This window comes from Eggerthella hominis, from assembly GCF_014287365.1.
Taxonomy (GTDB): Bacteria; Actinomycetota; Coriobacteriia; order Coriobacteriales; family Eggerthellaceae; genus Eggerthella; species Eggerthella guodeyinii.
Map to the genome: position 1 here is coordinate 237,794 of NZ_JACOOA010000001.1, position 13,253 is coordinate 251,046.

Sequence of the window (13,253 nt, forward strand, 5' to 3'; positions counted from 1 at the left end):
CCGATATGCGCTACCATGGTGCGATGCGCGAAACGCGGCCTTGGGCCGCTCGACGGGGAAGGACGGACGCTGTGGATCGGGAAACGCTGAGGGACGCGCTGGCGGGCCTGTTCGAGGACGGGTGCGCGCGGTTCGACGCGCCGATGGCCGAGCGCACCACGTTTCGCATCGGCGGCCCGGCCGACTGCGTCGTGGAGCCCCGGACCGTCGACGAGGTGCGCGCGGCGCTGGCCGCGTGCCGCCGCGCGGGCGCGCCGGTGCGCGTGATGGGCCTCGGCTCGGACGTGCTGGTGGCCGACGAGGGGCTGCGCTGCGCCGTGGTGCGCATCGCGGAGAACCTGTCGCGGATCGAGGTCGACGGCGCGCGGATGCGCGTGGAGGCGGGCGCGTCGAACGAGGACGTGGCGCGGCGCGCGTGCGCCGAGGGGCTCGCGGGCTATGAGTTCGCCTGCGGCATCCCGGGCACCGTGGGCGGCGCGGCCATCATGAACGCGGGCGCCTACGGCGGCGAGTTCAAGGACGTGGCCGAGGAGGTGCGCTGCCTCACGCCCGAGGGCGAGCTGGTGGACGTGGACGCCGAGCGCGCCCAGTGGTCGTACCGCCACTCCATGATGGACGCCGCCGGCTACGTGGTGCTGGGCGCCACGCTGCGCCTGACCCCCGACGACCCGCGCGCCATCCGGGAGCGCATGGACGACCTCGCGCGGCGCCGCGCCGACAAGCAGCCGCTCGAGCTGCCGAGCGCCGGCAGCACCTTCAAGCGCCCCGAGGGGTTCTTCGTCGGGCAGCTCGTCCAGGAGGCGGGCCTGCGCGGCTACCGGGTGGGCGGCGCGCAGGTGTCGGAGAAGCACACGGGCTTCGTGGTGAACGCGGGCGGCGCCACGGCCGCCGACGTGCGCCGGCTCATCGCCGACGTGCAGGAGCGCGTGCACGCGAGCGCCGGCGTGCGCCTCGAGCCCGAAGTGCGCATGTGGGGCTTCGAGGAGTAGGCCGCCGGCCGCCGGCCGTCGGCCGCGGCGCCGCCTGTCGCAATGTCCCACGATAAGCGAACAAGTGTTTCACGTGAAACACTTGTTCGCTGGTGATTCGGCGCGGAGTTGGGTGCGGGGGTGCTGGGGCGCGGGCGCCGCGGCTCGCGGGTGCAGGCGCGGCGGCTTTGCGGGCGCGGGCGCTCTGGGGCGCCGGGGTGCGGCGGCTCACGGGTGCTCCGGGGGGGGCGGAGGCTCGCGGGTGCGGGCGCCGGGAGCGGCGCGGGATTGGCCTCGCGGGTGCGGGGTGCCGTGCTGCCGTGCATCGACGCTGTGTGCGGGATGGGGTTCGGCCGCCGTCTTGGCGCGGGGCGTTGCTTGCGGACGGGCCGGCGCGCGGCGCGCCGATCTGCGGCGGGCACGGCGTGCGATCGGCGTTGCAGGAGGCGCGCTGGTTCCGACCGGCTCGGCAGGAGGCGCGCTGGTGCCGGACGGTGCGCCGGGCCGCGGGGGCGCTGCGCGGGAATATCCGCTTGCGCGGCGCCCTCCTGAAATGTTACTATTGGTATAACATTTAGTGACGAGGGGGCTTCTGCATGATCGATCGGGCGTTGTTCGCGCTGGAGGGCATCCGCGGGGCGCTTGCGGCGCTGGTGGCGCTCGCGACGGCTCGCGCGCTGCTCGCGGTCGGGCAGGCGTGGGCGCTGGCCAGCGCCGTCGTGCATCTGTGGGAGGGCGCGCCGCTCGCCGACCAAGGGCTGCTCGTCGCCCTGTTCTTCGCCTGCTTCGTGGGCGGCCAAGGCGTGCGCTACGTCCAGGACGCCTACCTTGACCGCTACGCCTACGCGCGCATCGACGACCTGCGCCGCAAGCTGTTGCAGGCGGTGTTCGGCCAGGGCGCGCGCATCGTGCAGGAGACGGGCACCGGCAGCGTCACCGCGCTCGTGCTCGAAGGCGTCGACCAGGTGGAGACGTACCTGCGCCTCATCCTGCCGAAGATCGTGTGCGTGGTGGTCGTGCCGTTCGTCGTGCTCGCGTGCGTGTTCCCGGTCGACTGGGTGTCGGGCCTCATCATGCTCGTGATGTACCCGGTCATCGTGTTCTACATGGGGCTCATCGGCGCCACGGCGAAGGCGGCCGCGTCGCTGCAGCACGAGGAGTACCAGCGCCTGTCCAACCACTTCATCGACTCGATGCGCGGCATCGACACGCTCAAGCTGCTCGGCCGGGGCAAGAGCCACGGCGCGCGCATCTTCGAAGTGAGCGAGCGCTTCCGCGAGGCCACGGTGAAGACGCTGCGCATCGCCACGCTGTCCGGCTCGGTGCTCGACCTCATCTCCACGCTGTCGCTGGCGGCCGTGGCCATCATGCTGGGGTTCCGCCTGGTGGACGGCTCGATCGCCTTCTTCCCGGCGCTGTTCGTGCTCGTGCTGGTGCCCGAGTACTTCAAGCCCATTCGCGAGTTCGCGAGCGACTACCACGCCTCGCTCGACGGCAAGAACGCGCTGGCCTCCATCCAGGCGATCATCGCGTCGGCGGCGGTCGGGGAGGGCGAGCGGGCGGCGGGCGACGTCCCCGCGTGGAGCGAGGAGGCCGTCCTCGAGCTCGACGGCGTGGGCTTCTCGTACCCCGAGCACGAGGCGCTCGCGGGCGTCACCTTCACGGCGCGCGGCTTCGCGCGCATCGGCGTGATCGGCGCGAGCGGCTCGGGGAAGAGCACGCTCGTGAACCTGCTGGGCGGCTTCTCCGCGCCGAGCGCGGGCACGGTGCGCGCGGCGGGGCAGACGCTGGCCGACCTGCGCGATCCCTCGTGGCAGCGCCAGGTGCTCTACATCCCGCAGGATCCCTACCTGTTCCACGCCACGCTGCGCGAGAACATCGCGTTCTACCGCCCCGACGCCGGCGACGAGGACATCGAGCGGGCCGTGCGCGTCGTGGGGCTGGAGGAACTCGTGGCCGAGCTGCCCGAGGGCCTGGAAACGCTCGTGGGCGAAGGCGCCCGCGCGCTGTCGGGCGGCCAGGCGCAGCGCATCGCGCTCGCCCGCGCGCTGCTCGACCGCTCGCGGCGCATCCTGCTGTTCGACGAGCCCACGGCCCATCTCGACATCGAGACGGAGCTGGAGCTGAAGGAGCGCATGCTGCCGCTCATGGAGGGCCGCCTCGTGTTCTTCGCCACGCACCGGCTGCACTGGGTGCACGACATGGACGCGGTGCTGGTCATGGAGGACGGGCGCGCGGTCGAGTTCGGCGCGCCCTCGGAGCTCGCCGCCCGCGGCGGCGCCTACGCGCGCCTGGCGGCGCAGGCGGAAGGGGGCCCGCGATGAGCCGCGAGGAGAGCCTGGCGGGCGCGCTGCGCCGCGACGCCTGGGTGAAGCCGTTCTTCTTCCGCTACCGCAAGGCGCTTGCGCTGGCGCTGCTGCTGGGCGTGCTGACGTTCGGGTTCGCCTCGGCGCTGATGGTGACCTCGGGCTACCTCGTGAGCGCGTCGGCCGTGGCCGAGACCATCCTGTTTCTGCACCTGCCGCTCATCTTCGTGCGCATCTTCGGCGTGGGCAAGCCCATCCTGCAATACCTCGAGCGCCTGACCAGCCACGACTGGGTGCTTCGCATGACGAGCGGCCTCAGGCTCAAGCTGTACGGCGCCCTCGAGCGCGACGCGGTGTTCTTCCGCGCCACGCACCGCACGGGCGACGTGCTGGGCCTGCTGGCCGAGGACATCGGGCACATCCAGAACCTGTACCTGCGCACCGTGTTCCCCACGGTGGTGGCGTGGCTGCTCTACGTCGTCCTCATCGCGTGCCTGGGCTGGTTCTCGCTCTGGCTCGCGCTGGCCATGCTGCTGGTGCTGGGCGTGGCGGTGTTCCTCGTGCCGCTCGTGTCGGTGCTGGCCAACGCGGCGCGCCAGGCCCGCCACAAGCAGATGAAGAACGAGCTGTACGCCGAGCTGGCCGACAACGTGCTGGGCGTGTCGGACTGGGTGTTCGCCGGTCGGGGCGACGAGTACCTCACGCGCCACAAGGAGCGCGAACGACGGATGCGCGCCGTCCAGGAGCGCATGGAGCGCTTCGGGCGCCGCCGCGACCTCGTGCTGCAGGCCCTGTTCGGCCTGTGCGCCGTGCTGCTGCTGGTGTGGGCGGGCGGCCGCTTCGGGCCGGAGGGCGGCGACGCCGCCAACTGGATCGCCGCGTTCGTGCTGGGCTTCTTCCCGCTCATCGACGCGTTCGCGCCGCTGTCGTCGGCGGCCGTGGAGGCCGGCGCCTACCGCGACTCCATCGCGCGCCTGAACGACCTGCCCGAACCCCGCGAGGACGCCGCGCCCGCGCGCGAGCCGCGCGCGCCCTTCGACGTGCGCGTCGAGCATGCGGCGTACCGCTATCCCGGCGCCGAGCGCGACGTGCTGAGCGACGTGAGCCTGACGGTGCCGCAGGGCCAGCGCGTCGCCGTGCTGGGCCGCAGCGGCGCGGGCAAGTCCACGCTGGCCTCGCTCGTGCGCGGCGACGTGCGGCCGAGCGCGGGCAGCGTGACGCTGGGCGGCGCGCCGTCGGCCGAACTCGGAGACGAGGCGGCGCGGTGGATCGGCGTGATCCAGCAGCGCACGTACCTGTTCAACATGACGCTCGCTGACAACCTGCGCCTCGGGCGCGAGGACGCCACCGACGAGGAGGTGTGGGACGCGCTCGACAAGGTGGGGCTGCGCCCGCTGGTCGAGCGGCTTGACCGGGGCCTCGACACGATGGTGGACGAGGCGGGCCTGCGCTTCTCGGGCGGCGAGCGCCACCGCATCGCGCTCGCGCGCGTGCTGCTGCAGGACGTCCCCGTGGTCCTCCTCGACGAGCCCACGGTGGGCCTCGACCCCCTCACCGAGCGCGCGCTGCTGGACACCCTGTTCGAGGCGCTGACGGGCAAGACGGTGATCATGATCACCCACCACCTGGCCGGCGTGGGCGCCCTGGATCGCGTCGTGTTCGTGGAGGACGGCCGCATCGCGCTCGACGGCTCCCCGGACGAGCTCGCGCGCACGAGCGCGCGCTACCGCCGCCTGCTCGCCTTCGACCGCGGCGAGGCGGCGCGGTAGCGGCACGCGGGCCGTTCGGCGAACGCGCAGCAGGGCGGTTGCGTCCTCGGGCGCGAGCGCGCACGGTCGAGCGCTTCGTCGAAGAACTCGCACGACGTGCGATGGTCGGGGCGCCTCCTGTTCCTGCGCGAATCCCTCCCCGTTTCCGTGCGGTTCTCATCCAAATGGTGCGGTTTTGCGCTCCGGGGCGCGACGCAGGGCAGCGCGGTTGAAGGCGACCTGGGGAAACGCTTCCGATCGGGAAGGCGTGGGGCTGCAAGGGCCCGCAGCCCCGTTCGGAGGAGGCGACCCGTCGGGGATCGTTCGCCGAACGGGATGCAGAACAAATGTTTCACGTGAAACATTTGTCGCAGGGCGATGCGACCAGGTGCCGCGGGGTTTTCCCGCGTGTCGGCGCCGCTCGGCGCGCTGTTGTATTTACAACGGATGTCGTCGCGCCTGTGCGGTATGGTTCCCCTGACATGAAAAGGCGGAGGCGAGGAAACGGGGCATCCATGAGGAAAACGGTGAGGCTTGGGCGCGTCCTTGCGAGCTGCGCCGTCCTCGCGCTCGCGTGCGCGCTCGGCCTGGCGGCCTGCGCCGCCGCGCCGAGCGACGGCGCGCCCGCCGCGGCGGGCGCGACCGCGAGCGCCGCGCGCCAGGCCGGCGACGAGGCGCTTCCGGAGCTCGACGGCGCGTTCGCCTACACGCTCGTGGAAGTGGTGTCGAAGGACGCCGCTGCGGGCAGCCTGGAGGTCCGCGCGCTGCCCTGGGACCTCGACGGCGCGTTCGCGAAGAGCGGCATCGCGGCGGGGGAGACCGGCACCGTGTCGTGCGCGCAGCTCGTGCTGTTCCCGGCCGGCATCCCCGACGGCCACGCCGTGGTGGTGGCGAGCCCGGCCGCCGACGCCGGCTCGTTCCCCCTCGTGGCGTGCTCCATCGAGAAGCCCGCCTGGTTCGAGGCCCGGCTCGCGCGCCTCGACAACGCCTGACCCCGAGAGAAGAGGCCCCTCATGCTTCCGTTCGTCCCCGCGTTCGTCCCCAACCTGCTGCAGGCCGCTCCGTTCGCGCTGGCCTTCGCCCTGCTGTGCGCGAAGCCGCTGCGGCTCCATCCCGGGCCGTTCTACCTGGCGTGGGCGGTCGCGTGCGCGCTGGTCGCCTGGTTCGACCCCGTCTTCGCGTCGCCCGTGCTCGACGCGGCCGTGCAGCTGGTCACGTCGGCCTACACGGGCGTCTGCCTCTACTTCATCGTGATGTTCGCAGGCGCGCTCGACCGCACGCCGTGGGTCAAGCGCCTGCTGTCCGTCCGCTCGGAGCTGTCCGTCATCGGCGGCATCGTCATCGCGGCGCACCTCGTGCGCGTCGTCGGGTTCCTCGCGCTGTCGCTGACGCCGATGTGGGAGCGCGTGTGGGGCCAGCCGGCGGCCTCCGTCATGTTCGCGGCGGCGGTGATCGTGGGCGTGCCGCTGACGCTGACGTTCCTCGTGCCGTGGATCACCTCGTTCAAGGTCGTGCGCAAGCGCCTGTCGGCGAAGGCGTGGAAGCGCACGCAGCTGCTGGCGTACCCGTTCGTCATCCTCATGGCGGCGCAGGGGTTCCTGCTGGCGGTGGGGCACGCGCTGTACGGCTACCCCTACGACGGGCTCGCTCTGACGGCGGCGTTCGCGACCGACCCCGCGGGCTGGCTCGCGTCCTTCGCCGGGCAGGTGGCCACCGCGTGGCTGTACCTGGCGCTCGGCGTGGGCTACGTCGTGCTGCGCCTGCGCAAGCGCGCGCGGGACAGGGCGCGCCGAGCGGCCGCGCTCGCCGGATAGGCGCCGCGGCCTTCGCATCTGATGATTCTTCGATCTTCGCGCCGCTCGGGCCGAGCTTCCGCTATCCTGAACGTTCGCGATAATTCCGGACAAGCAGAGCGATAAAGAGGCTTCATGAAGATCAACCATGCGATCCTGCACGTTTTCGACTTCGTGTCGTGCGTCAACGTGTATTCCCAGGAGGAGCTCGACCTTTCGAGCAAGAACGCCAAGCGCTACGTGACGAGCCACGCGAAGAAGGCGCTCGGCAACATGGACAGCAAGCGCGGCGAGTTCGCCGAGAACAGCATGTTCGCCGAGGAGCTGCGCAGCTACTTCCGCGGCCAGCGGGAGTTCATCGACCTGTCCGTCCAGGTGGCCGAGTACATCGTCGGCGAGCTGGGGCGCATGGAGAAGACCGAGTCCGCCGACCTGCTGGTGCTCGACTTCGAGGACGACCCCGACAACACGGTGCGGGAGATGACCGACGAGGAGGCCGAGGCCGCCTACGAGGCGCGCGGCAAGCGCTACTTCGCGTTCATGCTGCTGGAGGCCAAGCAGGCCTACATGCACGAGGTGGGCTACGGCGAGAGCGGCGCGCAGAGAAACGACATCGCGCGCCACCACGCCATCCTGCCGAACCCCTCGCAGAAGGTGCCGTCGTTCGCGGTCATCGAGTCGAAGACGCTGTCGGTGTCGTTCTGCGACAAGGAGCGCACCATCGCCGGCGAGAACCGCTGGCTCATCCCGGACGGCCTGCTGCAATGCTCGATGGAGGCGTCGAGCAAGGAGGTGTTCGACACGGTGACGCGCCTCGTGGAGGAGGTGGCCGAGGAGTACGGCGCCAACACGGCCGTGGCGGTGTCGAAGGCGAAGAGCTACGTGGCCGAGAACGCTGCGGAGTCCGACGAGCTGGCCCCGTGGGACCTCGGCGAAGAGGTGTTCGACGACGAGCCGCTGCAGAGGCGCTTCGAGGAGGCGCTGGCCGAGGAGGCGCTGCCCGAGCGCGTGGTGGTGGAGAAGAACGTGGCCAAGCGCGTGGCGAAGAACCACAAGATCCGCACCGACACGGGCATCGACATCACGTTCCCGGCCGAGTACGGCGAGAACCCCGACTTCATCGAGTTCGTGAGCGGCCCGAACGGCCTCATCAACATCGAGCTCAAGAACATCGGCCGCATCGAGAACCGTTAGCGCAGCGAGCGCGACGAGAACAGGAGCATACCCATGGCAGAATTCATCTACCAGATGTACCAGGCGCGCAAGGCGCACGGCGACAAGGTCATCCTCGACGACGTGTCGCTGTCGTTCTACCCCGGCGCGAAGATCGGCGTGGTGGGCCCGAACGGCATGGGCAAGTCGACGCTGCTCAAGATCATGGCGGGCATCGAAGAGGTGTCGAACGGCGACGCGCGCCTCTCGCCCGGCTACACGGTGGGCATCCTGCAGCAGGAGCCGCCGCTCGACGACGACTTGACGGTCATCGAGAACATCGAGCAGGCGTTCGGCGAGGTCAAGGCCAAGATCGACCGCTTCAACAAGATCGGCGAGGAAATGGCCGAGCCCGACGCCGACTTCGACGCGCTCATGGCCGAGATGGGCGAGCTGCAAGACGCCATCGACGCCGCGAACGGGTGGGACCTCGACAGCCAGCTGTCGCAGGCCATGGACGCGCTGCAGTGCCCCGACCCCGACATGCAGGTGAGCGTGCTGTCCGGCGGCGAGCGCCGCCGTGTGGCGCTGTGCAAGCTGCTGCTGCAGGCCCCCGACCTGCTGCTGCTCGACGAGCCCACCAACCATCTCGACGCCGAGTCGGTGCTGTGGCTCGAGCAGTTCCTGCGCACGTACCCCGGCGCGGTGCTGGCCGTCACGCACGACCGCTACTTCCTCGACAACGTGGCCGAGTGGATCTGCGAGGTGGACCGCGGCCAGCTCTTCCCCTACAAGGGCAACTACTCCACGTACCTCGAGACGAAGGCCGCCCGCCTGGAGGGCCAGGGCCAGCGCGAGGACAAGCTGGCGAAGCGCCTGCGCTCCGAGCTGGAGTGGGTGCGCTCGAGCCCCAAGGCGCGCCAGGCCAAGAGCAAGGCCCGCATCGAGCGCTACGAGCAGATGGCGGCCGAGGCGCGCTCGTTCGAGAAGACGAGCGTGTCCGACATCACCATCCCCGTGCCCCCGCGTTTGGGCGCGAAGGTGATCGAGGCGAAGCACCTGCACAAGGCGTTCGGCGACCGCGTGCTCATCGACGACCTGTCCTTCACGCTGCCGCAGGGCGGCATCGTGGGCGTGATCGGCCCGAACGGCGTGGGCAAGACCACGCTGTTCAAAACCATCGTGGGGCTCGAGCCCCTCTCGGGCGGCGAGCTGGAGATCGGCGAGTCGGTGAGCATCTCCTACGTCGACCAGAACCGCGAGGGCATCGACCCGAACAAGAAGCTGTGGGAGGTCGTGTCCGACGGCCTCGACTTCATGAAGGTGGGCGACCAGGAGATCCCCAGCCGCGCCTACGTGGCCAGCTTCGGCTTCAAGGGCCCCGACCAGCAGAAGCCGGCCGGCGTGCTGTCGGGCGGCGAGCGCAACCGCCTGAACCTGGCGCTCACGCTCAAGCAGGGCGGCAACCTCCTGCTGCTCGACGAGCCCACGAACGACCTCGACGTGGAGACGCTCGAGAGCCTGGAGGAGGCGCTGCTGGCGTTCTCGGGCTGCGCCGTGGTGGTCAGCCACGACCGCTGGTTCCTCGACCGCATCGCCACGCACATCCTGGCGTGGGAGGGCACCGACGAGAACCCGGGCACCTGGCACTGGTTCGAGGGCAACTTCGAGTCCTACCAGAAGAACCGCATCGAGCGCCTCGGCGAGGAGGCCGCCAAGCCCCACCGCGTCCACCGCAAGCTCACCCGCAACTAGCGCATCGCGCAGCGAGGCCCCGGGATCCCCGGGCCTCGCTGCGTTTCGGGGCGGGCGCGCTACCAGCGCTTGAGCGTGGGCAGCAGCGCGCCCATGAACGACACGGCCTCGTCGCGCGTGATGTGGCACGTCTCGGCCATGCCCGGGGCGCAGCGCTCGATGAGCTCCTCGAGCGTCTCGTCCCGGATGAACGAGCCGTCCGCGTAGCACCATGAGCAGAACTCGCCCGACGGCGAGCCGTCCGCCTCGGTACCGTGGTCCTTCTCCTGGAAGAACGGCATGCCGCAGCTTTGGCAGAAGTCGCCGTCGGGCATCTCCAGCAGCAGGGTGACGGGCACGTCGCAGGTGGCGGCGATGAGCTTGCACATGTCGATGCCGGGCGAGGTCTCGCCGTTCTCCCAGCGCGAGACGGCCTGGCGGGTGACGAAGAGCTTGCGCGCAAGCTCCTCTTGGGTGAGGTTCCGCTCCTTGCGGATGCGGATGAGGGCGTCTCCGATGGCCACGGGGGCTCCTTTCGTCGGGCTGATGCGGTGCGACCATTGAACCATGCGAGCGCGCCTGCCGTAAAGAAACAAAGCGTTGCGTCGCCCGCTCGCGGGCGTTTGCAGGTATGATGTCACGACGAGACGGTGGAGCCTGTCGGACGGCCGCGCGGCCGAGAAGGAGATGAGAGATGTACGTAGTCTGCCTGGATTTGGAAGGCGTGCTGGTGCCGGAGATCTGGATCGCGTTCGCGGAGGAGGCCGGCATCCCCGAGCTCAAGCGCACGACGCGCGACGAGCCCGATTACGGCAAGCTCATGAACTACCGCCTGGACATCCTCAGGCAGCACGGCCTGGGCCTCGAGGAGATCCAGCAGACCATCGCGCGCATCGACCCGCTGCCGGGCGCGAAGGAGTTCCTCGACGAGCTGCGCGCCACGACGCAGGCCATCATCATCAGCGACACGTTCACCCAGTTCGCCCAGCCCCTCATGGAGAAGCTGGGCTGGCCGACCATCTTCTGCAACGAGCTGGAGGTGGCCGACGACGGGTCCATCGCGGGGTTCCGCATGCGCTGCCCGGAGTCGAAGCTCACCACGGTGCGCGCGCTGCAGTCGTGCGGCTTCGACACCGTGGCGGCGGGCGACAGCCACAACGACCTGGGGATGATCCGCGCCAGCAAGGCGGGCTTCCTGTTCAAGAGCCCCGACTCCATCAAGCAGGACAACCCCGACCTGCCGGCCTACGAGGAGTACGGCGAGCTCATGGCCGCCATCGCGGGGGCCCTGGCGTAGCGAACGGGCCGACGATCTTCGGCCGAGGGAATCTATGGGCCCCAGGTGGGGCCCTGGAATGATGTCGGCTACAGGCTAGCGCTCCGGTTGCCGGGGGAGCTCCGCGCCGTGCGGGCGCTCGCGGGCGGCCGAGCGCAGCGCGGCGACGACGCTCGCCGCGACGGTTTCCGCTATGCCGGAGGCGAGGAGGGTCTGGACGAGATTGGCGTTGTCGGGAAGGTAACCGTCGTCGCCCATGAGTTCCAGCATGCCGCCCAAGGCGAAGCGGACCGTCGCCATCGTCTCGGCGCTCAAGTCCGATGCCTCGATGTCGAACAGATCGAACCAGGCGTCCAGGATCAGGTGCTTGAGGACGACCGTGAGCTTTCGCGAGCCGTGCTTTCCGGCTACGAGCCCGATTCGGTACGTTCGTTTCGAAAAGTCCGGCCTGCTTGCCAGGGCGGCCAGCTGGGCGCTGCTCGGCCCGTTCTCCATCTCGCCGCTCAGCAGGAGCATGCGGGCCATCTCGCGCAGGAGCGTGTGGTCGATGGCCTGGGCTGCCAGAGCGTGCAATCCCTCGAAGTGGTAGTAGAACGCGTTCTTGTTGACCTGCGCGCGCTTCGCGATGTCCCCGACGGTGATCTGATCGTACGGTTTTTCGGCGAGGGCGTCCCAAAACGCCTCTTCCATGCGCTCGACGGCGCTGGGCCCCTCCTGGTCTTTGCGCGGACGCGGCATTCCTTCACCTCAAAACTAGCCAATGAGTACAATATCAACCATTTTTATTAGACACAGCAACCAATAAAATAGCATCCTGAGGATAAGCGATGCTGCGGGCCCGGTCAAGCGTCCGCAGCGCATTCGAAAGGAGGCTTCCGATGCTCGAGAAGCTCGGGAACAAGAAGTACGCGGTGCCGTTGGCGATCGGCATCGTGGTGTCGTGCGTCATGTCGATCATGTTCTTTCCCATGGCAAACATGGAGATGAAGGAGCTGCCGTTCGCCGTGCTCTCGCTCGACGAGGGCGTGGAGACGCCGCAGGGCACGGTGAGCGCCGGCGACGCGATCGTCGAGAGCATCGTGTCCGCGACGGCGGCGGGTGACGGGGAGGATTCGCCCATCGCCTGGACGCGGGTGGGCAGCCAGGAGGAGCTGGACGAGGCGCTCGAGAACGGGGAGTTCTACGGAGCGCTCGTCGTGCCGGCCGATTTCAGCGCCCGTCAGGCCGCGGCGAAGCAGGCCGAGACGCAGGAGCTGATGGCCCAGGCCCAGGCGCTCATGGCCGCGCAGGCGCAGGGAGGGGTCGCCGCCGTCCCGGGCGAGGCCGCGGCGTCGGTCGCGTCCCCGGCCGCCGCCCAGGGTGCCGCCGCCGAGGCCGAAGGGGTCGAGGCCCCCGCGCTCAAGGTGATCCTCGACAAGGCGAAGAGCCCGCTCGTGGCAGATCAGATGGGGACGAGCATCTCCTCGATGTTCCAACAGCTGGGCGTCGAGGTTGAAACCGAGACGATTCATACGGGAGCCACGGCTTCCGCAGGCGACGGTGCCGCCGCGGCCAACCCCATGGCCGGCATGATGTCGCTCCAGCTTTCCATCATGCCCCTGTTCATGGTCTCGGTGCTGACGGCCCTCGTCCTGAGCCGCGTGTTCAAGAAGCGGCCCGGCGCGCCGCGCTCCGAGCGGTGGAAGTCCGTCGGGCTGCAGGCGGCCTACGCTGTCGCGGCATCGCTCGTCGCGAGCCTGTGCGTGTACTGCATCCTGCTGTGGATCGCGGGAATCGAGGCTCCCATGATGGACTTCGTGCTGTTCCTGTGGCTCGCCAGCTTCTGCGTGATGCTGCTGTTCATCGGAGCGTTCAACGTCTCCACGGCGCTCGGCGGGCTGGTGGTGATCGCGGGATTCGCCTTCGGCATGATGACGGGGACGCTGCCCTTCGAGGCCCTGCCGGCGTTCTGGCAGGACTGGGTGTACCCGTGGGCCCCGCAGCGCTTCATAGGCGAGGGCGTGCGCGCCGTCCTGTTCCTCGAGGAGGGGGCTTGGAATGCGGGCAGCCTGCCGCTGCTGGTCATAGGCGCGGTAGGTGCCGTGTTGGCCTGCATCGCCGCCCTCGTGCCGGGCGGGAAGGCCGCGAAGGAGGGTGCCGCCGCCTAGGCGCGCGCTTCGGGGCCGCGAGGAAGGGGGCGGGCTTCGGCGCGCCCCCTTCCTCGTGTGTGTCGATTCGGCGAACGACCGGCGGGGCGGAATGCTTCAAAACGGTGACCGCCCGGCTCCTCGTGGTAG

At 69.9% G+C, this 13,253-nt stretch carries 11 protein-coding genes; 9 read left to right on the top strand and 2 right to left on the bottom strand.

The features are described 5' to 3' along the window. The first annotated feature begins 71 nt into the window (after positions 1–71). From murB to ettA, 7 genes are all read left to right on the top strand, one after another. A complete protein-coding gene (murB, locus tag H8S61_RS01080; protein WP_186937644.1) occupies positions 72–989 on the top strand; it encodes a UDP-N-acetylmuramate dehydrogenase in 918 nt (305 codons plus the stop codon). A 575-nt stretch (positions 990–1,564) separates the two neighbouring features. Further along, positions 1,565–3,292: a thiol reductant ABC exporter subunit CydD gene (gene cydD, locus H8S61_RS01085; RefSeq protein ID WP_186937645.1), complete on the top strand. Its 1,728-nt coding sequence runs from the start codon at positions 1,565–1,567 to the stop codon at positions 3,290–3,292. Next, entirely contained in the window at positions 3,289–5,043 is a 1,755-nt protein-coding gene (gene cydC, locus H8S61_RS01090; protein WP_186937646.1) for a thiol reductant ABC exporter subunit CydC, read from the top strand. Before cydD ends, cydC begins: the two co-directional genes overlap by 4 nt. Before the next feature lie 494 nt (positions 5,044–5,537). Beyond that, positions 5,538–6,014: a hypothetical protein gene (locus H8S61_RS01095; protein ID WP_186937647.1), complete on the top strand. Its 477-nt coding sequence runs from the start codon at positions 5,538–5,540 to the stop codon at positions 6,012–6,014. Between the two features lie 21 nt (positions 6,015–6,035). Then, complete coding sequence (locus H8S61_RS01100) at positions 6,036–6,836, top strand: ferric reductase-like transmembrane domain-containing protein (RefSeq protein ID WP_186937648.1); 801 nt, start codon at positions 6,036–6,038, stop codon at positions 6,834–6,836. Positions 6,837–6,950: 114 nt separating this feature from the next. Then, entirely contained in the window at positions 6,951–8,009 is a 1,059-nt protein-coding gene (locus H8S61_RS01105) for a nucleoid-associated protein (protein WP_186937649.1), read from the top strand. Positions 8,010–8,042: 33 nt separating this feature from the next. After that, a complete protein-coding gene (gene ettA / locus H8S61_RS01110; RefSeq protein WP_160941668.1) occupies positions 8,043–9,722 on the top strand; it encodes an energy-dependent translational throttle protein EttA in 1,680 nt (559 codons plus the stop codon). A gap of 59 nt (positions 9,723–9,781) precedes the next feature. On the opposite strand, the gene H8S61_RS01115 is transcribed toward ettA, so the two are convergent. After that, on the bottom strand, positions 9,782–10,225 hold the full coding sequence (locus tag H8S61_RS01115; protein ID WP_160941667.1) for a zinc ribbon domain-containing protein: 444 nt from the start codon (positions 10,223–10,225) through the stop codon (positions 9,782–9,784). Between the two features lie 170 nt (positions 10,226–10,395). Between H8S61_RS01115 and thrH the strand changes: the two genes are divergently transcribed. Next, complete coding sequence (gene thrH, locus H8S61_RS01120; protein WP_186937650.1) at positions 10,396–10,998, top strand: bifunctional phosphoserine phosphatase/homoserine phosphotransferase ThrH; 603 nt, start codon at positions 10,396–10,398, stop codon at positions 10,996–10,998. 75 nt (positions 10,999–11,073) lie between these two features. On the opposite strand, the gene H8S61_RS01125 is transcribed toward thrH, so the two are convergent. Further along, positions 11,074–11,715 carry a TetR/AcrR family transcriptional regulator gene (locus H8S61_RS01125; RefSeq protein WP_186937651.1) on the bottom strand — a complete coding sequence of 214 codons (642 nt, stop codon included), beginning with the start codon at positions 11,713–11,715 and terminating at the stop codon, positions 11,074–11,076. Positions 11,716–11,855: 140 nt separating this feature from the next. Here H8S61_RS01125 and H8S61_RS01130 point away from each other — a divergent pair, with 140 nt between their 5' ends. Then, positions 11,856–13,124: an ABC transporter permease gene (locus tag H8S61_RS01130; protein ID WP_186937652.1), complete on the top strand. Its 1,269-nt coding sequence runs from the start codon at positions 11,856–11,858 to the stop codon at positions 13,122–13,124. Positions 13,125–13,253 lie beyond the last annotated feature (129 nt).